The sequence below is a fragment of the Citricoccus sp. NR2 genome (genome assembly GCF_027594385.1).
Lineage (GTDB): Bacteria > Actinomycetota > Actinomycetes > Actinomycetales > Micrococcaceae > CmP2.
On record NZ_CP115154.1, the window covers coordinates 2,835,019 to 2,859,575 of the forward strand.

Here is a 24,557-nt window from a genome sequence, read left to right on the forward strand (position 1 = left end):
GTCAGTGCTCCCGGGTGTCCTCGGCGGATTCGGATTCCTCATCGTCCTTGCGGTAGGGATCTTCGTCCCCGGCGTAGCGGGCTCCGGTGGAGGCAGCAGCGATTTCGGCGTCCCGTTCCCGTGCCGCACGCAGCACGTCTTCGAGATGCGCTGCGGCTTCCGGAACCGTGTCGGGAATGAACTCGAGCGTGGGTACCAGACGGATGGTGAGCCCGCGGCCGACTTCTCGGCGCAGGATCCCACGGTTGGCTTCCATGCCCTCTCGAGCTTCTTCAACCACCGTGTCGTCGCCGAGCACGGTGTAGTACACGGAGGCGTGCTGCAGGTCGTTGGTGACGCGGACCTCGGTGATGGTCACCGGTTCCACCCGGTCGTCTTTGACTGCTTTGCGCATCGCCTCGGCGATGAGCACTTTGATGCGCTGGGCCAAGCGGGCCGCGCGTGCTGGATCGGCCATGGTCTGGCGTCCTCTCTGGTTTGAATGTAGGTGGGTGGGGAGACGATCGGCCGTGGCCGACAAGGCTCAGCCTCGCCGGCCACGGCCGTTCTCCGTTACAGGGTCCGCACCGCCGGTGCGGTGGTGCGGGCAGGCATCATTAGACGCGCGGCTTCTCCTGCATCTCGTAGGTTTCGATGATATCGCCGTCCTTGATGTCGTTGAACTTGCCCAGGCCGATACCACACTCGTAGCCCTCGCGGACCTCGGTGGCGTCGTCCTTGAACCGGCGCAGCGACTCGATCTTGAGATCGTTGGCCACCACGGCACCGTCTCGCACCAGGCGTGCCGAGGCGTTGCGGCGGACAATCCCGGACATGACGAGCGAACCGGCGATGCTGCCCCACTTCGAAGAACGGAACACTTCGCGGACCTCGGCGGTGCCCAGCTGGACCTCTTCGTATTCCGGCTTGAGCATGCCCTTCAGGGCGGACTCGATATCGTCGATGGCGTCGTAGATGACCGAGTAGAAGCGCATGTCTACGCCTTCTTCGTCGGCGTACTCGTTGACGCGCTCGGCCGGGCGGACGTTGAACCCGATGATGATCGCGTTGTCCACGGTCGCCAAGTTGACGTCGTTCTGGGTGATGGCACCCACGCCACGGTGGATGACGCGCAGCTGCACGTCGTCCTCGCCGATGTCGATCTTCATCAGCGAATCTTCCAGGGCCTCCACGGCACCGGAGACGTCGCCCTTGATAATCAGGTTCAGCGTGTCAATCTTGCCCTCGGCCACGGCCTGGTCGAACTCTTCCAGGGTGATCCGCTTGCGACGACGCGCCAGGGTGGCGTTGCGCTCGGCGGCTTCACGCTTCTCAGCGATCTGACGCGCGGTGCGGTCATCTTCGGTCACCAGGAACAGGTCACCTGCGCGCGGCACGGTGGAGAGTCCGAGGACCTGCACGGGGCGCGACGGCAGCGCCTCGGAGACCGTGTCGCCGTTCTCGTCGAACATGGCACGTACACGGCCGTGGGCGGTGCCCGCCACCATGTTATCGCCGACCCGGAGGGTACCGGACTGCACGAGCACGGTTGCCACGGCGCCGCGGCCCTTGTCGAGGTTCGCCTCGATCGCCACGCCGCGCGCGTCCTTGTCTGGGTTGGCGCGCAGCTCCAGTGCGGCATCCGCGGTGAGCATGACAGCTTCGAGCAGATCGTCGATGTGCATGTTTTGGCGTGCAGAGACGTCGACGAACATGGTGTCACCACCGTATTCCTCGGGCACCAGACCGTATTCGGTGAGCTGTCCACGGATCTTGTCCGGGGACGCTTCCGGCTTATCGATCTTGTTGACCGCGACGACGATCGGCACACCGGCCGCCTTGGCGTGGTTCAGGGCTTCCACCGTCTGCGGCATGACGCCGTCGTCGGCAGCAACCACGAGCACAGCGATATCGGTGACCTTGGCACCACGGGCGCGCATGGCGGTGAACGCCTCGTGACCGGGGGTGTCAATGAAGGTCAGGCGACGTTCCTTGCCCTCGTGCTCCAGGCTGACCTGGTAGGCACCGATGTGCTGGGTAATGCCGCCGGCTTCGCCCTCGATGACGTGGGTGGAGCGGATAGCGTCGAGCAGTCGGGTCTTACCGTGGTCGACGTGACCCATGACGGTCACCACAGCCGGGCGCTTCGCCAGATCATCGGCGCTCTCGCCTTCAGCTTCGGCTTCGAGGTCGATGTCGAAGGAGTCCAGGATCTCGCGATCCTCATCCTCGGGCGAGACGATCTCGATCTTGTAGCCCAGTTCCTCGCCGAGCACCTGGAAGGTGCCCTCGTCGAGCGACTGGTTCGCTGTGGCCATCTCACCGAGGTGGAAGAGCACGGTCACCAGGGCCGCCGGATCCGCCTTGATCTTGTCTGCCAGATCAGCCAGCGAGGAGCCACGGCGCAGACGCACCACGGTGCCGCCGTCGCCCTTGGGGACCTTGACGCCGCCTACCACTGGTGCTTGTTGCTGCTCCAGCTCCTGGCGCTTTGCGCGCTTCGACTTGCGCTGCTTGCGCGAGCCGCCTCCGCGGCCGAAAGCGCCCTGGGTGCCACCGCGACCGCCGCGACCACCGCGAGGTGCGCCGCCACCGGGTCCACCGGTGCTGGGGCCGCCGCCGGCTGCGCCGCCACCACGACCGCGACCACCGGCTCCACGTCCGCCACCGGCGGGTGCGGGCCGAGAGATCTGGCCGGGCATCATGGACGGGTTAGGACGAGGACCGCCGCCCTGTCCCCCCGCGCCACCAGGACGAGGCGCCCCGGCCGTGCCGCGGCTACCGCCGGGGCGCGGTGCGGGACGATCGCCGTCGTTGCGGCTGGGCTTCATGCCCTGCTTCGGTGCGAACGGGTTATTGCCCGGACGCGGTCCACCACCGCGGCCACCCGAGGGACGGGGACCGCCGGAGCGCTCGTCGGAGCTGTGCTTCGGAGTGAACGGGTTGTTGCCCGGACGTCCGCCGCCACCTCGGCCATTGGGCTTCGATGCAGGTGCGGCCGGACCCGGCTTGGGCGCAGCGGCTCCCGGCTTCGGAGCGTTCGATGCAGCCGGCTTCTCGGGTGCGGACGAGGCCGGAGTCGGTGCGGCCGGAGTCTGCTTGGCTTGTGGAGCCGCAGCGGGCTTCTCGGCCGGGGCAGCATCCTTGCTGGGCGCCGACGAGGCACCGGGCTTGGGAGCTGCGGGGGAAGGCTTCTGGGCAGCGGGTGCGGCCGGCTTCTTGCCAGCGGGCTTCGGAGCGCTGGGCTTGCCCGCGGCAGGCTTCTTTGCATCGCCCTTTGCGGGGGCGTCGGCGTAGGCCGCCTTCAGTTTTTTAACCACCGGGGGTTCGATGGTCGAGGAGGCTGAGGAGACGAACTCTCCAATGTCTTGGAGCTTCGACAGCGCCTCCTTCGAGGTGATACCAAGCTGCTTAGCAACTTCGTGGACGCGTAGCTTCGCCACGGTTCTCCTGTTCTGGTCCGAACCGTGACGCATGCACGAATTAGCTCGCGCACACCTCCGGCGTCAGACCGTTGATGGGTGTGATGTTCATCGTTGGGCACTCATCGCGTGCTCACCGGGTATCCATCAGATCTCTGACCCGCTTTCATGGTTTGTCTGTTGTCGTCCTGATTCGTCTCGCCTCACAAGACGCTCGGCTGCTCGGTTCAGCTGCTCGCGGAGGTCCGTGGTGTCTACGGGCCCTTTGAAGGCGCGTGCGAAACCGCGTCGCGACTCAGCCAGATCCCAACATCGAGGGTCTCGATGCAACCAGGCCCCTCGGCCCGGCAGGCGACGGTGTTCGTCGAGGGTCACGGATCGGGTATCCGCATCACCGACGAGCACCACTCGAATCAGGTGGTACTGGTCCTCTCTCTGGCGACAGCCGATGCAGGTGCGCACCGGACTACGATCGCGCATTCCACACCCGCTTCACAGATATCGTCGGGCGCATCGAACGTCGCCACAGTGATGGACCGCCTACTAGTCTAGCCTTTTCTGCCCGTCGATGTGAGTCGGACGTGACACTCCTCATGCGATCAGGGTGACGTGAAGGCTTAACTCAGCGGGATTCTGCCTGCGATTCACCGACGATATCGATGCGCCAGCCGGTCAGCTTCGCCGCCAGGCGTGCATTCTGGCCTTCTTTGCCGATGGCCAAGGACAGCTGGTAGTCGGGCACGATCACCCGGGCCGTGCGCGTGGCTTCATCGGCGCGCGGCACGGAAGCCACCTTGGCCGGGGACAGCGCGTTGGCGATGAAGGTCGCCGGATCCTCGGAGTAATCGACAATGTCGATCTTCTCGTCGTTCAGTTCCGTCATCACCGCACGCACACGAGCGCCCATTTCACCGATGCAAGCGCCCTTGGCGTTGACGCCGGGCTGGGTGGCGCGCACGGCGATCTTGGTGCGGTGTCCGGCCTCGCGAGCCAGCGCCATCACCTCGACGGAACCGTCGGCAATTTCAGGCACCTCAAGTTCAAAGAGCTTGCGCACCAGGTAGGGGTGGGAGCGGGACAGGGTGATGGAGGGGCCCTTCATGCCCCGCTGCACCGAGACCACGTAGGAGCGCAGCCGCCGGCCGTGGGTGTAATCCTCGCCGGGCACCTGCTCCTGGGGCGGCAGCACGGCCTCGACGGAGCCGAGGTTGACCATCACCATGTGCGGGTTCTTGCCCTGCTGGATCACCCCCGAGATCAACTCGTCCTGCTTGTCGCGGAATTCACCAAGAATCTGGTTGTCTTCGACGTCGCGCAGCTTCTGCAGGATGACCTGACGGGCAGTGGACGCGGCGACGCGGCCAAACCCGGAGGGGGTGTCGTCGAATTCGCCGATCTCGGTACCGTCTTCATCGATCTCGGCGGCCCAGATGGTGACCTTGCCGGTTTTGCGATCGACCTCGGCGCGGGCCTTGCTCAAGGCGCCGGGCGACTTCTGATAGGCCAGATAGATGGCCTGCTCGATGGTGGGCAGCAGCTGATCCAGCGGAATTTCCCGCTCTTTCTCCAGCATGCGCAGCGCGCTGATGTCAATGTCCACCGTGTGCCTCCCGTTTCTTTCCCTGTATTCGCTTGTGGGTGCTGGGCCGTGGGCTGTCGATCTCGTTGCCGAATTTCCAGCCCCAACCTCGCTGTCAGGACAGCATCAGGCTCCGGTGATCGACCGGCCGTGGGTCAACTCTACCTGGACGACGGCGCTAGACAGTATCGCGTAGGAGTGGCGTTTCGGTGCGGACTCCTTGGCGGGCATGCCTTTCTTGGCGCCGGGGCGGATTTCGGCGAAGTCGATACCCTCGTCATCGGCGGCGATGATGCGCCCCCAGACGGCCTCGTCGTCGTCGCCAATGGTCACTTCCACGACGCGGCCGACGTTGCGAGCCCAGTGGTGCGGGCTGGTCAGCGGGCGGGTGACTCCCGGGGAGCTGACTTCCAGCTGGTAGGCGTCGCGGCCCAGCTCGGGCAGGTCGTCGATCGCATCCAGGGCGTGGGAGACCGCTTCGGTGGCGGTCTGCAGGGTGTCCATGTCAACGCCCTCGGTTCCTTCGCGCAGGTCGACGATCACGGTCAGCACCTGGGACGGTCCCGAACCGGTGACCCGCACCTCCTCGAGCCACAGCCCGGTGGTGTCCAGGGCGCCCAGCACCAGCCGCTCCAATGCGGTGCGCTCGTCTTCGGGGCGTGCGGAGTCCGGCAGGCTCCTCGGTGCAGGCTGTGCAGACATGTCGGCTCCTTCTGGAGTGGGAAACGGATGACTCTCGGCTACCAGGGTACTCAGGACAGGCCCAGAACATGACACAATACACAGGCGTGAGCACCAGCACGCCAAATTCACCGGAGAACCCCAGCGCGGGTCCAGCCTCGACGAGGTCGCAGCCGCGTCGCGTGTGGTCTCGGTGGCTGGTGGTGGGACTGGGGTTACTACTGGCCGCAGGATTTCTGGTGGCGTTGTGGGGACTCGCATCCGGTGTGGTTCGGGCCCTGGTGGGCGAGCACTCCCCCGGGCAAACTCCGATCGTCTCGGATGCCGGCGGAAACCTGGCGCCGGGTACCGGATGGGTGCAAGAGAATCGCGAGCAGCGCGGTGCGGCCTTGGTGGCGGAGTACCGGCGTCTGGCCGCGGCTGGCGAGACTCCCCCGGCGGTGTCCACACTGAGCGAGGCGGTGGCGGGCACGGAAGCACTGTCCTGTGAGTCCTCCACCCTCTCGGCGGTGCAGACCGCTATGGCATCGACCCGCGCCCTGGGCCAGTTGAGCGAGACCGCCGAAGCGCGCGCTGCCGCTGCCGGCGACGCCGAATTCGCGGAACAAACCGCCCAAGGCACGTATACGATGTGGCGGGCACTGCAGCAGTGGGTGCCGACCGAGTGCTGGGATGAGGCGGGCACCGCGTTCCAGGTTACGGAGGCTCCGGCCTCTGAGTTGACGCGGCTGTTGCCCGCGCTGACCGATCAGTGGACCCGGGTGTGGGTGGATGCGGATTCCGAGAAGGTCGAGACCGTGGCCCGCAACGGTTTGTGGCAGGCCACGGTGCTCGAGGAGCTCAGCGCAGGGAGCGCAGCTGATCGTCGATGATCTCGGCGGCGTCGGCGACGGCGACGTTGCGGCGCTCACCGGTGGCACGGACCTTGAGTTCCACCTCACCGTCGGCGAGGCCGCGGCCCACGACCACGGTCAGCGGGACGCCGAGGAGTTCGGAGTCGGAGAACTTCACGCCGGCGGAGACCTTCTTGCGGTCGTCCAGGAGCACTTCCAGTCCGCGTGACTCGAGCTCAGAGCTGAGCTTTTCAGCTGCTGCCAAAATCTCGTCGCCCTTACCGGTAGCCACGATGTGCACTTCGGCCGGGGCCACGGCGACAGGCCAGGCCAGGCCGTGCTCGTCGTGGTGGGCCTCGGCCAGGGCAGCGACCGCGCGGGTGACACCGATGCCGTAGGAGCCCATGGTGACGACGACCTGCTTGCCGTTTTCGTCCAACACCTTCAGGTCCAATGCTTCGGCGTATTTGCGGCCGAGCTGGAAGATGTGACCCATTTCCATGCCGCGGCGGGTCTGTAGCGGTCCGGAACCGTCGGGGGCCGGGTCGCCGTCACGCACCTCGGTGGCTTCAACGACGCCGTCCCAGGTGAAGTCACGTTCGGCCACCAGGCCGAAGACGTGCTGCTGGGCGGAGTTGGCGCCAGTGATCCAGGCGGTACCGGCCACAATGCGCGGGTCCACGAAGAACGGCAGCCGGGTCTGGGATTCTTCGCCAAAGAACGCTCGAGCGGTGCCGCTGCTGAAATCGGTGGGGCCGATGTACCCCTTGACCAGTCCCGGGTGCTTGCGCAGGTCCTCTTCAGTGGCCGGTTCCAGTGTCGGTTCGCCGTTGACCTGGAGCAGCTCGGCCACGCTGGCTTCGAGGCGCTTCAGGTCGACGTCGCGATCTCCGGGCACACCGACGACGAACTGGCGGCGTTCTCCGCCGTCGACGACCGCGGTGAGCACCACGCACTTGAGCGTGTCTGCAGCTTCCCATGCCCGGTCCTCGCGGGGCAGCAACTGGTTGGAGACGTCCACCAGAGTGGCGATGGTGGTGGAATCCGGGGTGTCCTTGACCTCGGCCGCCGGAGCGTTGGTGTAGTCCAGCGGTTCGGGGACCACGGTGGTCACGGCCTCAACGTTGGCGCGGAATCCGCCGGCGGACTCAACGAAGGTGTCCTCGCCCACCGGCGAGGGGTGCAGAAATTCTTCAGACTGGGAGCCGCCCATGGCACCCGCGGTGGCCTGCACGGGCACGACCTCGAGACCTAGCCGGGCGAAGATCTTCAGATAGGCGCTGCGGTGGGCGGCGTAGGCCTCGTCGAGACCGGCCTCATCCACGGTGAAGGAGTAGGAATCCTTCATGATGAATTCGCGCATGCGCAACAGACCCGCCCGCGGACGAGCTTCGTCACGGTACTTGGTCTGAATCTGGTACAGGTAGGCCGGCAGGTCCTTGTAGGAGGAGTAGTGGTCCTTCACCAGCAGGGTGAACATTTCCTCGTGGGTGGGGGCCAGTAGGTAGTCGGCGTCCTTACGGTCTCGCAGACGGAAGAGGTTGTCCCCGTAGTCGTCCCAGCGTCCGGTGGTCTCGTAAGGTTCGCGCGGCAACAGGGCCGGGAAGAGCACTTCCTGGCCGCCGATGGCGTTCATTTCCTCGCGCACGATCTGCTCGACCTTGTTCTTCACCCGCAGCCCCAGCGGCAGCCAGGTGTAGATTCCCGGGGCGGCGCGCCGGATGTACCCGGCTCGGACCAGCAACTTGTGGCTGGCGACCTCGGCCTCTGCGGGATCATCACGCAGGGTGCGCAGGAAGAGGGTGGACATGCGCAGCGGCATTTCGGCTCCGTTCGAACTGGGGCGACAGGGTGGGATGCCCGGCGCAAGACGGCGCTTCGGACAGCCTGCTCCAGCTTACCGTCTGAGCGCGGTTCAGCTCTCCTCGAGGCGGAGGGACTCGCTGAGCTGATCGATGAACGTGAGCCCGACCCCGACGTCGGATGGTTCGGAGCTGAGGTAGCTGTACACCTGGTCACCGTCGCGGACCAGCACGGTGGAGATGTCCATGGACGGTAATTGGGCGCTGCCCTGTTCTTCCTCGTCATCCTCGGATTCGGCAGGGACGATCGAGTTGAGCAGTTCGAGGGCTTCATCGGTGTGGTGACTGAGCTCGGTGACTTCGGTGTCGGCGCGCAACTGGGTGCCATTGCCGAGGGTGACGTCCACGGTGTCGCAGCGGATCGCGACGTCACGCTGGTTCAGCACATACTCGGATGCTGCCTCCGGGGAGTCGAAGGTCATCACGGTGAGCTGCTCGATGATATAGCTACCGGGCTGGGAGGCATCCACAGTAGTGCCAGCCGCGGCGAGCGTGGCTCCGGCCTCTTCAAGGGGGCCGGGGGTTTCTTCCTCGCTCGGTTCGGCCGTGTCGGCGCCGTCTTCGTGTGATCCGGAGCCGACCAGGGTGGCCAAGCACTCGGCGGGCTCTGCTGACTCCACATCGCTCCACTGCTGGCGCAACACTTGCTGGGCCAACACGGCATCACCGGTGAGGATCTCGGTGTCCTCGCCCAGAAGGTCCAAGAGCGCCTGCGCGAGATGCTCTTCGGTAAGGTCCTCCGGGTCGGTCGCCGACGGGGTTTCTTCCGCACTGGTCGCGGTGGTGGACGCGGTGGGCTCGGGAGTCTCCTCGGTGCCGGGGGCACCCTCGCGGCAGCCGGTCAACAGCAGCGCGCCGAGCATCAGGGTGCCGGCCAATCGCACCATGTGTGAGGCGTCATGAGCGGTCATGGGTCTCCTTCATCGGCGGGTCACGACTCCAGACGTTCGCGCAGTCGCTCGATGAGCTCCACGGCGGCGTCGGTGTCGGTGTCAGCGTCCCCGGTGTCAACGTAGAGGTCGGTGCCGGCGGGCACGTACACCGCGAGAGTGGGGTCCAGGTCCAACGACGGGGTCGCGGCGGTTCCGGACGGGGCATCGGTCACGGCCTCGGTTGCACCATCGGTGGCGGAGTCCTCCGGCGCCTCCGTCAGCTCTTCATCCATGACCAGGGAGGTTTCGGTGGTGACGACCAGCCCCGCGGCCGGGGCGCAGTCTTCGGGACTCACGCCGGAGCTTTCGATCATGTCGTCGGAGTCCTGGGGCGCTGCCAGTGCGGACTCGCCGGCCAAGGTGGTGGACTGCTCCCCCAGTTCGGCCAGCAGCGCCTCCTCGAATTCCACGGACACGGAATCGGCCGTGAAATCGGGAGCGGTGGAGGCGGCGTGACTGGGCCCTTCCCGCGACGGCGCCTCGGACGGGCTCGGCTCGGGTTCTTCTTCCGGGGCACCACAACCGGTCGAGAGCAAGAGGGCAACGGCGACGACGGCGCCGCGCAACGGGAGTGCGCTGAGGCGTGCTCGCATGGGTATTCCTTCGACGCGATGACCTGTCGGGCGCGCCACTCGCTCCCGACACCGTTGCCAGTGTACCGCCAGGATCACCCGCCGGCTCAGAACAGCACGGTGGCGAAATCGCCGACCGTTTCGAATCCGACCCGTTGATAAGTGCGGATGGCCGGCTTGTTGTAGTCGTTGACGTAGAGGCTCACCCGCGGCGACATGGTGAGCGCGTGGGCGGCGGTGGCGGCCACCGCGGCGGCTGCTTGGCCCTGGCCGCGGGCCCAGGGAGCCAGCCAAACCCCTTGCAGTTGGATGCAGGCGCGAGTGAAGACACCGATGTCGGCTTTGAACCGCACTCGTCCCGCCGTTTCACCGGGGGTTTCGTCAATGTCGACGAGGCAGTGCCCACGGGAGATCAGTGACTCCACCCGGCTGCGGTACATCACGGGTCCGTCGTCGAGGGGCGAGTATCCGAGCTCTTCGGTGAACATGGCCACGGAAGCCGGAAGCACGCGGGAGAACTCGTCCAATCGCGCCGGTCGAACCCGCGGGTTGAGCGGACCGGTCGGCTGGGTGTCCAGCATCATCAGCGGCTGGTGTTCGCGGACGTCCCGAGCCTGTTGCGGACCTTCTTGCAGGGCGGACCAGATGCTCATCACGGATTCCCGGGGACCGAAAATTGAGCCCAATCGGCGGCCGAGCACGCGCACGGCGAGTCCGATCAATTCGCCGGCTAACCAGTCGGAACCGACGGGGACCACGTTGGAGCCCACCCAGCAGGCGCTGAGCAGTTCACCGGGACGGTCAAGATCGTCAATCCCCAGGAACACTCCGCGATGCAGGGCGCGCAACGGTCCGGCCAGTCGTCCGGTATCGAGAATGGCCTGGACGTAACAATGAGCAACAGGATCGCTGGCGCACAGCCGCCCGAGCGCTTCGGTGTCGGCGTCCGTGAGCAGACGCACCGTGTCTTGGGTGCGCAACCGGATCGCAGCGTCGACTTCGGCGGTCCAGTGCACCCCGTGCGGCATCACACTCATCGGCGTCCTCCTTCAGCAGCAGTCTGGCTCACTGATACGACACAAACCAGGGTTTGGGGACAATGTCCATCGTCTCTGACGGCGTAAAGGTGGGGTTGTCCTCGTCAATAAAGTTCTTCCACCCAATTCGCACATGCGGGGCCAGGTCCTTCGTTAGGGTGCGATAGGTGTCCATTTTCTGACCGGGAGTGCCGTGACCATCCGCGTGGACCAGCAACGCCAGTCCCGGGCGCTCCGCCACTTTTTCGCGGTCGACAATCATCCGCAGCTGGAACTGATGCAGGATCACCAGTTTCTCGGGCAGATTGTTTTCGGCCACCAGTGTGGCCAGCCATTCGGTCGTCGCATTGACCTCATCGGCCTGCACCTGTCCGATTTGAGCCATATGCCGTTGGCCAGGTTGCAGTCGCCATTCGGGATCCAGCGCCAGGCCCACGTGGGGTTCCAGCAACAAGTCCTCGAAGTGTTTCGCCTGGGTGAGGAAATCCGAGAGTCCGGGCTGGAGGTCGAGGATGACGTAGATGTCGCTCTCGGCCGCGGCTTCGACCCACTCACGCAACACGTCCATGTCCACCGCGGAAGTGTATTCACCGGTAGGTCCTTCGGATGCGGTGGCGACCGTGGAGATGATCTCGAAGGCGGGCATCACCGGCTCGCGGCTGGTTCCCTCGTAGGATGCCGCCAGTTCCTGGGCGCGGGTGATGGATTCTTCCAGGTCCTGCTCGCCCAGCAACCCCAAGGAAGGGATTCCCGGTGAACCATAAAGGGCCACGAATCGCCGTCCCGGGAACAGCCGGGTGCCGCCACCGGGCAGCTCGGGTTTCGGTGTGGAGGTGGGTGACGGCGACGCCGCGGCGCTCACCGAAGCGGACGCGCTGCCCGAAGCGGACGGACTTCCCGAGGCGTTGGAACCTCCCGATCCGCATGCCGCCAGCACCCATGTCGCGCCCACCCCTGTCAGGCCGGTCAGAACGGCACGACGGGTCGGGAACGAGACGGGGCGTGAAGTAGCATCGAAGGGGTCAGGCATAGGGGCCACTCTAACGACGAGCTAGAACAGCTGAACAGGTTTGACGATGTCCGCCACGATCAGTATGGCGCCCATCACCATCAGCCCAGCAGCCACAATGTAGGTCAGCGGCAGCAGTCGCGCAATATCGAACGGACCGGGGTCCTTCTGACCGCGCAGTTTGGCCCACGTCCGGCGGATTTTCTCCCACAGCGCCCCCGCCACATGCCCGCCATCAAGGGGCAACAACGGGATGAGGTTGAACACCATCAGTGCAATGTTCACGGAGGCGATCAGCGACAAGAGCATCGCCGCCCGGTCGGCTACCGAAACCGTTTCTTGTGCGGCCGCCTCACCGGCGATCCGGCCGACCCCCACCACGGACATGGGACCGTTGGGGTCTCGTTCGCCGTCGGTGGCAATCACGACGACGGTGTCCCACAGCCGCACGGGCAGGGCCACCACCACGCGCGCAGTGGCTTCCAGCTGCTGACCCAGCACGGGAAACGTCTCGGTGACCGGTTGCGTCTGGTTCTCCACGAGAGATCCCATGCCGATGAAGCCGACGTGGTGGGTGATGATGTTGTCGTCATCGTCGTATTGGACACGTCCCAACGAATCGAGTTGCGGGCGTGCCGTGAGTTGCGGGGTGATCGTGGTGGTGTGCTCGGTCCCGTCCCGCAGGTAGGTGATCTCGGTAACCTGATCCGCGCGCTCCTGGATGCCGGCCGTGAGCGACTCCCAGTCGACGACCGGTTCCCCGTTGAACGAGGTAATCTCGTCTCCCGGCTTCAACCCCGCCGCGTACGCCGGTGAAGGAGGATCCTCGTCGGTGCATTCCTCAGCACCGGCTTCGGCACGCTCTGTCTGTTCTTGGGCGCTCATCGCACAGCGGAACACTTCCGAGACCGTGGTGGTGGGGGTGGATACGCCCACGCTGGTCACCAGGATAGCGGTGAGCACGGTGCCGATCACCAGGTTCATGAACGGCCCGCCCAGCATGATGATGATGCGTTTCCACACGGGCAGGGAGATGAACATCCGGTGCTCGTCACCCTCGCGCAGCTCGGCGGCCGCGACTTCACGGGCGTCCTGGGACATTTGCTGCAGCAACCCGGTGGAGGCGTTACGCGGTTGCTCCCCCTGGTCGGGGTGGGCCGGCGGGTACATGCCGATCATGGCCACGTAGCCACCCAGCGGTATTGCTTTAATCCCGTACTCGGTGTCTCCACGTTTGAACGAGAACAGGGTCTTGCCGAAACCGACCATGTATTGGGTGACCCGCACCCCAAAAAGTTTGGCGGGAACGAGGTGCCCGATTTCGTGAAGGGCGATCGAGAGGATGATGCCAACGGCGACGACGAGCACACCGATCACAAAGGCCACGGCAGAGAAAGTCACCGCACCATTATGCAGGTATGCGCTGTGTGTCGGCTGAATCGACCGGAACCACGTAGAGTAGTGAGAACATCGACCGACGGTGACGAGGAGGTCACGACAATCATGATCCTGCGTGAGGTCCGTTCTACGGATGTCGACGAGTTTTTCCTGCAGCAGCAGGACGAGCAGGCGAATGTGATGGCCGCCTTCGCGCCGCGCAATCCCCGAGATCGAGGCGTCTTCGATTTCCACTGGTCAGCGCTGTTGCGTGACGAGAATTCGCTCGTGTACACCATTGAGCACGACGGACACGTGGCCGGAGCGTTGGTGTGCGCAGGACTCAATGATGTGCCCGAGTTGTCGTTCTGGACCGCTCGACAGTTTTGGGGTCAGGGCATCACCACGGCTGCGGTCGATGAGTTCCTGGCCGGTTTCGAGCCGCGCCCGGTCCGCGCCCATGTGCCGGTTGACAATATCGGTTCGCAGAAGGTCCTCACCCGCCGCGGATTCGCCGTCGTCGACGAAGTCAAGACTTTTTCGAATGCTCGCGCCGAGGTCGTGACCGAGCTCGTTCTGGAGCTGAGCGCCTAATCGTTCCGGTCGCCCTGGCGTCCGTACTTTTCCCGGTGCTCAATCGAGAACGGTGAGAAGTTCCACGGCGTCGTCAATGAACGCGTCGACCTGACCCTCTTCATATCCCTCGCTACCCTGCACCGAGCGGAACGAGACCACCCGCAGATCCGTCACCGACACTGAAGATTCGTCGGTGAGGTGCCCCCGCAGTTTCCGGCACAGGGTGTCGACATCCTGCTGGTGATAGCTGGTGGACTCTTCGTTACTGGGGCGGCGGAAGCGTTCGCCGTCGGGACGATCCAGGCGCAACATCAGCCGCCGGATCAGCTCGTCCAGGTACGTATTCCAGGTCTCCATGCCCTGCTTTTGGATGAGCTCATCGCGCTCGGTGCGCAGGAAGGCGTCCTCCAGCCGGTCCAGCACCTGGTCCACCTGGTGAGCGGTGTACCCGCCTTTGACGGCGTCAAACGAGGTGGAGCGCACCTCGGCGGCCGTCATGGTTCCGTCACCGTGGTAAGCGTGGCGGGCACGGCGAATGAACTCGTCAACCTGCTTGGGATCGTAGCCGTAGTTCTTGCGCGAGGTCGTCGAGAACGGGTTGGCCTCACCGGGGTTCGCGGACAGTGGTGCGCGCTTGGACCCGCGCTTGGCAGCGCTTCGGGCTTTCGCGTTCATGATCGATCAGCTCCCTTGATGCCGTTCTGTGGTGCGAGGGCGGTGGTGCGTGCGCTCATGGCATCAGCACCACGAAGACGGTGTAAGCGACAGGGGCGGCGAACACCAGCGAGTCGAGGCGGTCCATCGCGCCTCCGTGTCCCGGTAGCGAGTTGCCCATGTCCTTAATGTCCAGTTCACGTTTGACCATGGACTCCGAGAAATCGCCGGCCGTCGCGGCAAAAACAATGGCGAAGCCCAGCAACGCGCCGATCCACCAGGGCTCGTGCAGGGCCCAGTGGAAGCAACCGGCGCCCACGCCCATGGCTGCCACCAGCGATCCCATCAACCCTTCCCAGGACTTCTTCGGGCTCACTTTCGGCGCCATGGGGTGCTTGCCAAACAACACTCCGACCACGTAACCACCAGTGTCATTGGCGACGACGATCAGCAGCAGGGAGGCCACCATCAGGCTGCCCTGGGGTTCGTGCAACAGCACCACACCGAAGGACAGCAGGAACGGCACCCACAGCAGGATCAGCATGGCGGAAAGTACCGTACCCACGGGGGTGGTGGAGCTCTCGACGACACACCAGTACAGCGCCAGCAACATGGTGCCGAAAAGGGCGAACATCATCGCGTCGATGCCACCAAAGTACGCTGTTAGCGGCATGGCCGCCGAGGCTACCCACAGGGGGGCCAGCGGAACATCGATACCGCGGGGCCGTAGCGCCCGTGCGATCTCCCAGGTCCCCATGAGCAGCAACACCACAATCAGCACCACGAGCACCAGGTGTACGTAAAGCAAACCTACAATGGCAGTGCCCAGCAGGATCACGCCGGTGATGATCGCGGCGGGAAGGTTCCGTCCCGCGCGGGATTTCTTCGGTTCTTCCGCGGCCGGAAGCTCCAGTGGTGAGTCCAGTGCCGCCTGGGCGCCTTCGTCCGTGAGGTCAATGCCGATAGCGGCGCGTCCGCCGCGCGGATCAATGGCGGCCCCGCTGCCCGTGCCCGGAATCCGGCTCACCAGCGGCGCGGCCGCCACTGCGGCCGGTAGCTGTTCTGGTGGTACTGGTGGTTCCCCTACGGTCGAGGACGCTGCGGCAGCCGCCTGGGCAGCCTCGAGCGCCCGGCGTTCTTTACGGGACTGCGGGATGATCATTCCCGTGTCCGGATCACGCACGGGATCCGGGAACCCTTCAAGCTCGGTAATCACCGGCCCAGATGCGGTCTCGGGGTGTGACGACGACGTCGTCTCCTCACGAGGAGACGACGTCGCGGTGTCTGCTGGGTCTGACATATCAAATGGCCAGGTCAGAGATCTATTCGCAAGCGAACAGATCAGACCTCCATCAGTTCCTGTTCCTTGTTCTTTGCCATCTCGTCGATAGAGTCGGTGAAGCGGCGGGTCAGAGCGTCAAGCTCCTTTTCCGCGCGTGCGCCTTCGTCCTCGCCAATCTCTCCGTCCTTAACGAGCTTGTCGAGGGTTTCCTTGGTCTTGCGGCGGGTGTTGCGCACCGAGACCTTGTGATCCTCGGCTTTGGTCTTCACCAGCTTCACGTATTCCTTGCGGCGCTCCTCGGTCAGCTCAGGCATCACCACGCGGATGACTTTCCCGTCGTTGGAGGGGTTAGCGCCGACCTCGGAGTCGGACAGGGCCTTCTCGATGTTGCGCAGCGCCGAGACGTCATAGGGGGCGATCATCAGCGTGCGGGCATCCTGAGTGGTGAAGGACGCCAGCTGCTGCAACGGAGTGTAGGTGCCGTAGTAATCGACCATGACCTTGGAGAACAGCCCCGGGTTGGCGCGGCCCGTGCGGACCCCGGCGAAATCTTCTCGCGTGGCTTCCAGGGTGCGTTCCATCTGCTGTTCGGCTTCGACCAGATTCTCTGCGGTCACGATGTCTCCTTCGACGTTGATGGGTCTGTTGTCAATCCTAGGCTACGGCGCGGGCATTGCGGGCCAGCGCTCGCCGCCGCGTCAGACAGTGACGGTGGTACCGATGCGCTCACCGCGCAGCGCTCGAGTGACGTTGCCGTCGCCTTCCATGCCGAACACCATCATCGGCAGGTCGTTGTCCTTGCACATGGTCATGGCGGTCAGATCCATGACGCGGATGTTCTTCAGCAGCGCATCGTCGTAGGTGAGCCGGTCGTATTTCTCGGCCGTGGGGTCCTTCTTCGGGTCTGCGGTGTAGACGCCGTCCACCCCGGACTTGGCCATTAGCACCTCGTCGGCACCGATTTCTAGGGCGCGCTGCGCGGCCACCGTATCGGTAGAGAAGTACGGCAGACCCGTGCCGGCACCGAAAATGACCACGCGATTCTTCTGCATGTGGCGAATCGCACGCAGCGGAATGTAAGGCTCGGCAACCTGCTCCATCGAGATGGCCGACTGCACACGGGTGTCGACGCCGGCCTGTAGCAAAAAGTCCTGGAGGGCCAGGCAGTTCATGACTGTGCCGAGCATGCCCATGTAGTCGGCGCGACGACGGTCCATGCCGTTCTCAGACAGTTCGGCGCCGCGGAAGAAGTTGCCACCACCGACGACGACCGCCACCTCGATGGTGTTTTTCACGGCGGCAATTTGTTCGGCAACGAAACGCACGGTTGCTGGGTCAATTCCGACTTTGCCACCGCCGAAGACCTCACCGGAGAGCTTCAGCAGTACCCGACGGCGTCCCGACGGGGCGGTGGAGTTGTAGCGTTGTTGGGCGTCCGGGCCATCTTGAAGGCCGCCGGGAGTATTGATGGTCGGGGTGGAGGATGTTTCCGGTGCATGCTGATCCGGCATGGGCGTCTCCTAGACATCGAACGCGCGCGAGGTGGTGCGCAGAAGCGGACGGGTGTGGCGCCGAATTCGTGGTTCGGCAGAGAAAAAGGGGGTGACCACCATGTGGTGATCACCCCCTCCTTCAGGTGTTCATCGTCGATGGACGACGACGGACGTTGTGGTGCAGTCTACTGGGATCAGCTACCGACGCGGAAGCGAGCGAACTTCACGCCCTTGGTTCCGGCCTGCTCGAGGACCTTGCCCACGGAGACCTTCGGGTCCTTTGCGAAGCCCTGGTCCTCCAGCACGATCTCCTTGAAGAAGCCGGTCAGGCGTCCTTCGATGATCTTCTGCATGGCCTGCTCCGGCTTGCCCTCGGCGCGCGCGGTCTCCTCGGCGATGCGGCGTTCGTTGGCCACAACGTCCTCGGCAACCTCGTCGCGGGACAGGTAGGTCGGGGCCATGGCAGCAATGTGAACGGCGACGTCGTGAGCCGCGGTCTGCGCTTCAGCCGAGTCCGAATCCACAGCCATGAGCACGCCCACCTGAGCCGGCAGGTCCTTGGAGGTCTTGTGCAGGTAGGCATCCACGAAGGGGCCTTCCACACGAGCCACGCGGCGCACGACGACCTTCTCGCCCATCAGGGCGCCTTCTTCGGTGACGTGGTCACCCAGGGTGCGGCCGTTGTACTCGGCAGCCAGCAGGGCGTCGACATCGGCAGCCTTGGAGGCGGCGGCGACCTCGAGCACGGTGTTGCCCAGGTTGATGAACTTGTCGGCCTTGGCCACGAAGTCGGTCTCGCAGTTGATCTCGATCATCACGCCGGCGCCATCGGCGACGGTCGCGGCGATGAGGCCTTCAGCGGCCGAACGACCTTCGCGCTTGGTGGCGCCCTTGAGGCCCTTCACGCGAATGATCTCGATGGCCTTCTCGGCATCACCGTTGGCCTCGTCCAGAGCCTTCTTGACGTCCATCATGCCGGCACCGGTGCGCTCACGCAGTGCCTTAATGTCAGCAGCGGTGTAGTTCGCCATTGCTGTTAACACATCCTTCAGTTACGCGGGGTCTCCGCAGTGATGTTGGTCAGTGATCGTAGAGGTCTTACTCGGACTTCTCGGCTTCGGCGGCCGGCTCGGACTGCTCTGCAGCCTCTGCGGTCTCGCCTTCAGCAGCGGACTGCTGTGCCTGAGCTTCGTTGTGCTGCTCGAGGAGCTCGCGCTCCCACTCAGCCATGGGCTCTTCGGTGGTGCCCTGTCCGCCGGACTTGCCCTGATTGCGGGCGATGAGGCCATCGGCCACAGCGTCGGCGATCACGCGGGTCAGCAGGGACACGGAGCGAATAGCGTCGTCGTTACCCGGGATCGGGTAGGTGACTTCGTCCGGGTCGCAGTTGGTGTCGAGGATGGCGACGATCGGGATACCCAGCTTCTCCGCCTCGTCGACGGCCAGGTGCTCCTTCTTGGTGTCCACGATCCACACGGCCGAAGGCGTGCGGGTCATGTTGCGGATACCGCCGAGGTTAGCCTGCAGCTTCTCCAGTTCGCGGTGCAGCAGCAGCAGTTCCTTCTTGGTGTACTGCGAACCTGCGACGTCCTCGAAGTCAATAGCTTCCAGTTCCTTCATGCGGTTCACGCGCTTGGAAACGGTCTGGAAGTTGGTCAGCATACCGCCGAGCCAGCGGTGGTTCACGTAGGGCATGCCCACGCGAGTAGCCTGCTCTGCGATGGCTTCCTGAGCCTGCTTCTTAGTGCCGACGAACAGGATCGAACCGCCGTGAGCGACGGTCTCCTTGATGAACTCGTAGGCGCGGTCCACGTAAGACAGGGACTGCTGCAGGTCGATGATGTAGATGCCGTTGCGCTCGGTGAAGATGAAGCGCTTCATCTTCGGGTTCCAACGACGGGTCTGGTGGCCGAAATGGACGCCGGAATCCAGCATCTGGCGCATTGTCACGACTGGCATGTCGCTCCTTCTGTGCAGGCGAGACGCCGGGCACCGCAGACCGCGGTGCACAGGGCGTGGCACACTGCTTATCGTAGTTTCTCGGTTGTTTGGCAGACCTTCTGGTGACGGTTGCCCCTGGCAGAGCAATGGCGGTTGCCACTCTGCGGCCGATGACCGACGCGGAAAACGTCCGCGGCGGACCGATGGCCGCACGTCGAAGAGCGTTTGCCCTTCACTTGCTGTGCGCGTAGTCAGCTCCGTGGTTTCTTCGCGCCGAGGCACGACGATTGGACACAGAGCTGCTCGCACCAGCATACCCCATCTTGACCTCCGCCTTGAACGGCTCTGACTCCTCCACAACCGTTGCGACGACCGTCCCAGTCGTCCCATTTCCACATGTGCCGGATTGCTCCGCGGCACTGACGTGGATCGGGAATCACGATGTCACTATGACTGCTCCCCCATTAGAATCACCACGCACCACATTTCACGGTACATGGGTGATCGCCGTTACTGCCCTCGTACTGGCTTGTGGCACGCTGATTGCCTTCGGCGCTCACGGCCATGCGATCACTTCTGTGCGTCATGCAGTGCCGGCAACAAGCACCGCTGGCGCAAACTGGACGCCGCCCGTAGAAGGGGCGAACGCGTCATCGGTCGTGCGCGAGTTCCACGGGCCATCGACTCCCTGGGGTGCTGGCCATCGCGGAATCGACCTGTCCGCGTCTTCGGAGGTGGTGGCACCCGACGGTGGTACGGTCCGTTTTGTGGGCACGGTGGTCGATCGCCCGGTGTTGACCATCGAGCACGACAACGGGATGTTGTCCTCGTTTGAACCAGTGGCTACGGAGTTAAGCTTCGGGGATGTCGTCCGGCGGGGACAGGTCCTCGGCTCGCTGAGCGGCGAACAGCACTGCGAGATGTCGTGCGTGCACTGGGGCGTGCGCATCCCAGACGGTTGGACAATCGGGTCGACCGTGCGTGATCGCTACATCGACCCTGGACTGCTATTGGGCTGGTCGGGACCGTCGGTGTTGTGGCCGCTGCAGGGGTCCCCGTTCCGGTAGTAGCTGGCTCGTCGAAGTGAAGTGCTCGTCAGTTGGACTGGCGGCGTGGACGGAGTGACCGACGAGCCGCCACAGATTCGGCGACTCGCAGTAGTTCTTCGGCAGATCGCTCCCACGTAAACAGGGAGGCCTGTTCGACAGCGGCCCGAGATGCATCGGCAAAGGCCGTGGGATCTTCCCAGCGTCGCACCGCCGCGGCCAGTTTTTCTCCGGCTTGACGTTGCTCTTCCAGTTCGATGAATTGAGCTGCTCCGGCTTCGCCACCGATCTCCCGGAAAATTTCGAGATCGGAGACGATCACCGGGGTCCCTTCGGCCATCGCTTCGGCCAACGGCAGCCCGAACCCTTCGGCACGCGACATCGTGACCAGTGCAGTGCAGGAACGGAGTAAGCCCCGGTACTCTTCTTCGCTGGTACCGCGGTGGAACACCAGCGCATCCGAGGCAACACCCAGCTCATCCGCCAGTTCCAAGAGCTCAGATTCACGATTCGCTGTGATCCTGGAGAGGAGATGAAGCCGGTAGCCGGACAGGTGCGGCATGGCTGCGATCAGAGACTCCACGTTTTTGTAATCCATGAAGGAGCCCATGTAGACCAGTGACTTCTCAGGTGTTCGGTCGGGCTCGCGTGGCTCGGCGGTGGGCTGGGGCGCGTTGGAGACCACGGTGATCGGCCTACGGGTGAGACGGTGATGTCGCATCAGTCGCTGGGTCGTGCGGGAGACGGTAACAACGTCGTCGGCCCGGTCCAATAGCAGCCGCTGTGGCCAGTACGCCAAGTGGTAGAGCCGCCAGAGTCCACGCACCGGCAGGGGCAAGTCTCGAGGTGGGGTGCGGTGCTGGTAGTAGATCAGGTCGTGCAGAGTCAGAATGAGGCCGAAGCGTCGACCGGCCGATCCCATGGTCTGCATCGGGGAGAAAACCACATCGGGGGAAAAAGCGTTTAACTGCTGAGCGACCATGGGCTCACGGGCCGAGGTCGGGGCAGAGACTTTGACCCAGGGCACGCCCGCCGGAAGCATCGGCAACTGTGCCTCGTCGTGGATGATCATCGTGACATCGGCCCGCCTCGCAGTGGCTTCGATGAGGGAGGCACCGTACCGGGAAATTCCATCATGGAAGTCCGTTCGCGTGTATCGGGCATCCATGAATAGTCGCAACGATCGACCCTGAATCACGGACCGGGCTCCTCTCCTCCAGCACGGGTGGTTCCATCGAGAACTCTATCTGTCTCACCCTGTTCCAGGTTTCGTTCCAGGTAAACCACCAAGGGAGCCACCTCTGATGAGGCGACTCCCCTGTATTCATGCGGTAGGGCGTGCGGGACTTGAACCCGCGACCCAAGGATTATGAGTCCTCTGCTCTGACCAACTGAGCTAACGCCCCCTGCGCTGCCGTCGAAACGGCAACCCGTCCATCATACTGTCAGTTCAACGCGCGGATTTCATTGGCGGAAGCTCCACGGTAAATGCGCTCGAAGATGTCGATGGTTTTCGATTCTGCGTGCTGCTGTACTTTTTCGTGGGATTTCTCCCCCATGGACTGACGGACAGCCGGGTCGGCGCCGAGCACCGCTTCCAGCTTCTGTGCCAGATCTGCGGAGTCGCCGGGTGTGAACAGGTACCCGTTTTCGCCGTTGTCGACCAGGTGTGGCAGGGCCAACGCGTCGGCAAGAACCACCGGCTTCGAGGCGCTCATTGCTTCCAAGCTCACCAACGACTGCAACTCGGCGGTACCGGGCTGACAGAACACGTCGGCGCACAGGTACGCCTCACGCAGCTCAGCTTCCGTCACGTGGCCGCGGAAAGCGACTCGGTCGGTGATACCCAGTTCCTCGGCAAGGGAGCGCAAGGCGTCCCGCTGTTCGCCGTCGCCGACGATTTCGGCACGAACCTGCAGATCAGGATCAGTGAGCGGAAGAGCGCGCAACAAGACGTCGATGTTTTTCTCGACCGCCAAGCGGCCGACGAACAATACGGTGGGCTGCTGATGCTTGATCAGCTTCTCCTCTGGTTTCAGTTCGTATTTTGCTGAATCAATGCCGTTGGACACCGCCAGGACATCCTCTAGCCCCGCGTTTTCCATCATGGTACGTGCGGCCAGTTCGGTGGGAGTGGTCACCACGGCGGTCTGGCCCATGAGCCGTCCCATGTCGCGCCAAGAATTGCGGGAGACGATATTGAGGAACCACTGCGGGAACGGCAAGAACGGCTCAAGGTTTTCCGGCATGAAGTGGTTGGTCGAAATGACGCGAATACGACGCTTCGTGGCTTGTTTGATAGCAGCTTCGCCGATCATGTAGTGGCACTGCACGTGCACCACATCGAGTTGAATTTCGTCCAGAATCCGCCCGATGGCACGGGCTGCGCCGCGTTTACTCACCAGGCGGTAATACTCGTGTGTGGGGGCAGGTACGGACCGCACCCGGTGCACCGTGGCCACATCGGTGTGCTCGACCGTGTTCGGACCGGATTCATTGCGGGGGGCGACCACGTGGACTTCATGTCCGCGCGCGTGCAACGCGGTGGCCAGCCGATGACAGAACGTTGCCGCGCCGTTGACATGCGGAGGATAAGTGTCCGCCGCGATCAGTACCTTCAAGGGTGCGCGGTCAGCGTCGGTCACGTCGAGCTGCTCCTTCTCGAGCTAGGGCGCGGTTTGTTTCGGGGATTCGGGTTGAGCCGCTTGGTCCCACTCGACCTTGCGCTTGATCACATCGGGGTGGTCCCTGGCCAACACCAGAACTCCCCCCGATGCTACGGCAGCAGCCACGACCATTCCAGCCAACACGAAGAGAGATACCCCATCTTGTAACTCGCCGAGCACGAAGATTCCGATAACGACGGCGACCAGCGGGTCCACCACGGTGAGACCCGCTACCACCAGATCGGGTGGACCATGCTGATGCGCCCGCTGCACGAAGTAGCTACCCAGTAGTGCGGCAGTAATCAGCACCGCCAGCTGTAGCCACGGGATGCCCATGAATCCACCGGCGTCCCGATCGAGCACGTGCAAAATGGCCAATCGGGTGGAGACGGCGACGAAGGCGAACAGCACACCTGCGCCCATGATGTAGAGGAAAGCCGAGGGGTGGGACCGAAGAATTGCCGCCGTGATCGCGAACACGAAGATGACTGCGATGGCGATCCAATTCGTCAGGTTCTCCTGGTCCAAGAGGGGGCGGTGATTCTCCCGTGTCGCCGCAATCGCGAGAGCGACGAACCCTGCGGAGCCACCCACACAGCAGGCGATGGCGATGATGGTGGACCGGTTCAACTTCAGGGCAGCAATTCGAGCGTGCAGCACGGTGGTGATCACCACCGCGACCGCGCCGATGGGTTGCACGACCGTCAGGGGCGCGGTGGCCAAGGCATAAACGTTGAGCGCCATGCCCAGCAGCAACAGCAACCCACCCACCAGCCAGCGCCCCTGTCGCACCAACTTGATGTAATCCAAGGGGCGTAGAACCGTCACCCCGGCGTATTGACGAACTCCCGATGATTGTCGTTCGGAGCCAACCGCCAGGCACACCGCTCCAAGCAGTGCGGCCACCACGGCCCAAATGATCATGATGCTCCGGTTTCTGCGGCGATGCTGTTTTCAGGTCGGCCCTGCTGATGTTTAAAGGTCCAGGCCTGTCGTTCGCGCGGGTTAATTCCGGCGGCGCGGAGCTCACGGTGCTTGCGCAACGAGCGGAGCGTGTAGTCGATCGCAGCACCCCAGTGCCCAAGGCAGCCCGGGATCAAGAAGACATAAGCCACCACATGCCAGAACGTGGAATCCATGTCCGCTACCTGGGCCAAGAGCAGGAAGGGGATTCCGGCCATGAGCATCGCGGTGCGGATCTTCCCCAGCGCAGTGACTTCCAGCTCCGGAGAACCGAGGAAAAGTACGGCGTTGAGCACGAAGAGCAGCAGATCCGGGATGAGCAGGGTGAGAACCAACCAGCTGGGGGCCACCCCGGTGATCACCACGGTGATGGCGACGACGACAATCGAAATCCGGTCGGCTAGCGGGTCAAGCCATTTCCCGACCGTCGAAATCTGGTTGAACCTGCGTGCGACGTAGCCGTCCACCCAGTCGGTGCTGAACAACACCGCCAGGGTAATGAAGGCTCCCAGGTACTGACCGGTGAAGGTCTGCCAGACGAAGAGCGGAACCAGACAGAACCGCACCAGGGTGATGATGTTCGGCGCGGTGAGCCATCGGTCCGATACCCGGTAGTCGATATCGGTTCTGGTGCCGGCGCCAATCAGCTTCAT

The 24,557-nt window shown here is 63.9% G+C and carries 24 protein-coding genes and 1 tRNA gene; 3 read left to right on the forward strand and 22 right to left on the reverse strand.

Annotation, left to right across the window (positions count from 1 at the left end):
- Position 1: 1 nt before the first annotated feature.
- From rbfA to rimP, 5 genes are all read right to left on the reverse strand, one after another.
- Positions 2–457, reverse strand: coding sequence for a 30S ribosome-binding factor RbfA (gene rbfA, locus O1A05_RS13335; RefSeq protein WP_270105698.1), 456 nt, complete (start codon positions 455–457; stop codon positions 2–4).
- Positions 458–596: 139 nt separating this feature from the next.
- On the reverse strand, positions 597–3,422 hold the full coding sequence (gene infB / locus O1A05_RS13340; protein WP_270105700.1) for a translation initiation factor IF-2: 2,826 nt from the start codon (positions 3,420–3,422) through the stop codon (positions 597–599).
- A gap of 126 nt (positions 3,423–3,548) precedes the next feature.
- Positions 3,549–3,881: a YlxR family protein gene (locus O1A05_RS15785; RefSeq protein WP_431521147.1), complete on the reverse strand. Its 333-nt coding sequence runs from the start codon at positions 3,879–3,881 to the stop codon at positions 3,549–3,551.
- Between the two features lie 142 nt (positions 3,882–4,023).
- Positions 4,024–5,001 (reverse strand): transcription termination factor NusA, encoded by a 978-nt coding sequence (gene nusA, locus O1A05_RS13345; protein ID WP_270105702.1) that lies wholly within the window; start codon positions 4,999–5,001, stop codon positions 4,024–4,026.
- Positions 5,002–5,106: 105 nt separating this feature from the next.
- The gene (rimP, locus tag O1A05_RS13350) at positions 5,107–5,682 is read right to left on the reverse strand and encodes a ribosome maturation factor RimP (RefSeq protein WP_270105703.1); all 576 of its coding nucleotides are present in this window, start codon (positions 5,680–5,682) and stop codon (positions 5,107–5,109) included.
- 86 nt (positions 5,683–5,768) lie between these two features.
- On the opposite strand from rimP, the gene O1A05_RS13355 reads away from it, so the two are divergent.
- Positions 5,769–6,533, forward strand: a complete 765-nt coding sequence (locus tag O1A05_RS13355) for a hypothetical protein (protein ID WP_270105704.1) — start codon at positions 5,769–5,771, stop codon at positions 6,531–6,533.
- Here the strand turns inward: O1A05_RS13355 and O1A05_RS13360 are convergent.
- From O1A05_RS13360 to O1A05_RS13385, 6 genes are all read right to left on the reverse strand, one after another.
- Positions 6,502–8,316: a proline--tRNA ligase gene (locus O1A05_RS13360; protein ID WP_270105705.1), complete on the reverse strand. Its 1,815-nt coding sequence runs from the start codon at positions 8,314–8,316 to the stop codon at positions 6,502–6,504. The two genes, O1A05_RS13355 and O1A05_RS13360, sit on opposite strands and share 32 nt — an antisense overlap.
- A gap of 93 nt (positions 8,317–8,409) precedes the next feature.
- The gene (locus O1A05_RS13365) at positions 8,410–9,267 is read right to left on the reverse strand and encodes a hypothetical protein (protein ID WP_270105706.1); all 858 of its coding nucleotides are present in this window, start codon (positions 9,265–9,267) and stop codon (positions 8,410–8,412) included.
- Between the two features lie 20 nt (positions 9,268–9,287).
- A complete protein-coding gene (locus tag O1A05_RS13370; protein ID WP_270105707.1) occupies positions 9,288–9,881 on the reverse strand; it encodes a hypothetical protein in 594 nt (197 codons plus the stop codon).
- An 86-nt stretch (positions 9,882–9,967) separates the two neighbouring features.
- Positions 9,968–10,897: a GNAT family N-acetyltransferase gene (locus O1A05_RS13375; protein WP_270105709.1), complete on the reverse strand. Its 930-nt coding sequence runs from the start codon at positions 10,895–10,897 to the stop codon at positions 9,968–9,970.
- Positions 10,898–10,925: 28 nt separating this feature from the next.
- The gene (locus O1A05_RS13380) at positions 10,926–11,927 is read right to left on the reverse strand and encodes a hypothetical protein (protein WP_270105710.1); all 1,002 of its coding nucleotides are present in this window, start codon (positions 11,925–11,927) and stop codon (positions 10,926–10,928) included.
- 21 nt (positions 11,928–11,948) lie between these two features.
- On the reverse strand, positions 11,949–13,307 hold the full coding sequence (locus O1A05_RS13385) for a M50 family metallopeptidase (protein ID WP_270105711.1): 1,359 nt from the start codon (positions 13,305–13,307) through the stop codon (positions 11,949–11,951).
- 102 nt (positions 13,308–13,409) lie between these two features.
- On the opposite strand from O1A05_RS13385, the gene O1A05_RS13390 reads away from it, so the two are divergent.
- Positions 13,410–13,877 (forward strand): GNAT family N-acetyltransferase, encoded by a 468-nt coding sequence (locus tag O1A05_RS13390; protein WP_270105712.1) that lies wholly within the window; start codon positions 13,410–13,412, stop codon positions 13,875–13,877.
- A gap of 39 nt (positions 13,878–13,916) precedes the next feature.
- On the opposite strand, the gene O1A05_RS13395 is transcribed toward O1A05_RS13390, so the two are convergent.
- From O1A05_RS13395 to rpsB, 6 genes are all read right to left on the reverse strand, one after another.
- Positions 13,917–14,534, reverse strand: coding sequence for a DivIVA domain-containing protein (locus O1A05_RS13395; RefSeq protein ID WP_270105713.1), 618 nt, complete (start codon positions 14,532–14,534; stop codon positions 13,917–13,919).
- A 55-nt stretch (positions 14,535–14,589) separates the two neighbouring features.
- A complete protein-coding gene (locus O1A05_RS13400) occupies positions 14,590–15,813 on the reverse strand; it encodes a phosphatidate cytidylyltransferase (protein ID WP_270105714.1) in 1,224 nt (407 codons plus the stop codon).
- A gap of 41 nt (positions 15,814–15,854) precedes the next feature.
- Positions 15,855–16,376, reverse strand: coding sequence for a ribosome recycling factor (gene frr, locus O1A05_RS13405; protein ID WP_431521163.1), 522 nt, complete (start codon positions 16,374–16,376; stop codon positions 15,855–15,857).
- A 117-nt stretch (positions 16,377–16,493) separates the two neighbouring features.
- The gene (gene pyrH, locus O1A05_RS13410; protein WP_270105716.1) at positions 16,494–17,306 is read right to left on the reverse strand and encodes a UMP kinase; all 813 of its coding nucleotides are present in this window, start codon (positions 17,304–17,306) and stop codon (positions 16,494–16,496) included.
- Positions 17,307–17,482: 176 nt separating this feature from the next.
- Positions 17,483–18,319, reverse strand: coding sequence for a translation elongation factor Ts (gene tsf / locus O1A05_RS13415; RefSeq protein ID WP_270105717.1), 837 nt, complete (start codon positions 18,317–18,319; stop codon positions 17,483–17,485).
- Positions 18,320–18,386: 67 nt separating this feature from the next.
- Positions 18,387–19,247 carry a 30S ribosomal protein S2 gene (gene rpsB, locus O1A05_RS13420; RefSeq protein ID WP_270105718.1) on the reverse strand — a complete coding sequence of 287 codons (861 nt, stop codon included), beginning with the start codon at positions 19,245–19,247 and terminating at the stop codon, positions 18,387–18,389.
- 482 nt (positions 19,248–19,729) lie between these two features.
- On the opposite strand from rpsB, the gene O1A05_RS13425 reads away from it, so the two are divergent.
- Positions 19,730–20,296, forward strand: a complete 567-nt coding sequence (locus tag O1A05_RS13425) for a M23 family metallopeptidase (RefSeq protein ID WP_270105719.1) — start codon at positions 19,730–19,732, stop codon at positions 20,294–20,296.
- Between the two features lie 28 nt (positions 20,297–20,324).
- On the opposite strand, the gene O1A05_RS13430 is transcribed toward O1A05_RS13425, so the two are convergent.
- From O1A05_RS13430 to O1A05_RS13450, 5 genes are all read right to left on the reverse strand, one after another.
- Entirely contained in the window at positions 20,325–21,443 is a 1,119-nt protein-coding gene (locus tag O1A05_RS13430) for a glycosyltransferase family 4 protein (RefSeq protein WP_442867694.1), read from the reverse strand.
- 164 nt (positions 21,444–21,607) lie between these two features.
- Positions 21,608–21,681 (reverse strand) — tRNA-Ile (locus O1A05_RS13435).
- 39 nt (positions 21,682–21,720) lie between these two features.
- A complete protein-coding gene (locus tag O1A05_RS13440) occupies positions 21,721–22,920 on the reverse strand; it encodes a glycosyltransferase (protein WP_270105721.1) in 1,200 nt (399 codons plus the stop codon).
- Between the two features lie 21 nt (positions 22,921–22,941).
- Complete coding sequence (locus tag O1A05_RS13445; protein ID WP_270105722.1) at positions 22,942–23,865, reverse strand: DMT family transporter; 924 nt, start codon at positions 23,863–23,865, stop codon at positions 22,942–22,944.
- Positions 23,862–24,557: a CDP-alcohol phosphatidyltransferase family protein gene (locus tag O1A05_RS13450; protein ID WP_270105723.1), complete on the reverse strand. Its 696-nt coding sequence runs from the start codon at positions 24,555–24,557 to the stop codon at positions 23,862–23,864. The genes O1A05_RS13445 and O1A05_RS13450 overlap by 4 nt, the downstream gene beginning before the upstream one ends.

Coding starts and splice junctions, on each gene's coding strand:
- O1A05_RS13370 (WP_270105707.1), bottom strand. CDS start 9,881: ATGCGAGCACGCCTCAGCGCACTCCCGTTGCGCGGCGCCGTCGTCGCC.
- O1A05_RS13450 (WP_270105723.1), bottom strand. CDS start 24,557: ATGAAGCTGATTGGCGCCGGCACCAGAACCGATATCGACTACCGGGTA.
- tsf (WP_270105717.1), bottom strand. CDS start 18,319: ATGGCGAACTACACCGCTGCTGACATTAAGGCACTGCGTGAGCGCACC.
- rimP (WP_270105703.1), bottom strand. CDS start 5,682: ATGTCTGCACAGCCTGCACCGAGGAGCCTGCCGGACTCCGCACGCCCC.
- frr (WP_431521163.1), bottom strand. CDS start 16,376: ATGGAACGCACCCTGGAAGCCACGCGAGAAGATTTCGCCGGGGTCCGC.
- O1A05_RS13395 (WP_270105713.1), bottom strand. CDS start 14,534: ATGAACGCGAAAGCCCGAAGCGCTGCCAAGCGCGGGTCCAAGCGCGCA.
- O1A05_RS13400 (WP_270105714.1), bottom strand. CDS start 15,813: ATGTCAGACCCAGCAGACACCGCGACGTCGTCTCCTCGTGAGGAGACG.
- O1A05_RS13445 (WP_270105722.1), bottom strand. CDS start 23,865: ATGATCATTTGGGCCGTGGTGGCCGCACTGCTTGGAGCGGTGTGCCTG.
- pyrH (WP_270105716.1), bottom strand. CDS start 17,306: ATGCCGGATCAGCATGCACCGGAAACATCCTCCACCCCGACCATCAAT.
- rbfA (WP_270105698.1), bottom strand. CDS start 457: ATGGCCGATCCAGCACGCGCGGCCCGCTTGGCCCAGCGCATCAAAGTG.
- O1A05_RS15785 (WP_431521147.1), bottom strand. CDS start 3,881: ATGCGCGATCGTAGTCCGGTGCGCACCTGCATCGGCTGTCGCCAGAGA.
- O1A05_RS13375 (WP_270105709.1), bottom strand. CDS start 10,897: ATGAGTGTGATGCCGCACGGGGTGCACTGGACCGCCGAAGTCGACGCT.
- O1A05_RS13380 (WP_270105710.1), bottom strand. CDS start 11,927: ATGCCTGACCCCTTCGATGCTACTTCACGCCCCGTCTCGTTCCCGACC.
- O1A05_RS13430 (WP_442867694.1), bottom strand. CDS start 21,443: ATGGATGCCCGATACACGCGAACGGACTTCCATGATGGAATTTCCCGG.
- O1A05_RS13360 (WP_270105705.1), bottom strand. CDS start 8,316: ATGCCGCTGCGCATGTCCACCCTCTTCCTGCGCACCCTGCGTGATGAT.
- O1A05_RS13365 (WP_270105706.1), bottom strand. CDS start 9,267: ATGACCGCTCATGACGCCTCACACATGGTGCGATTGGCCGGCACCCTG.
- O1A05_RS13390 (WP_270105712.1), top strand. CDS start 13,410: ATGATCCTGCGTGAGGTCCGTTCTACGGATGTCGACGAGTTTTTCCTG.
- rpsB (WP_270105718.1), bottom strand. CDS start 19,247: ATGCCAGTCGTGACAATGCGCCAGATGCTGGATTCCGGCGTCCATTTC.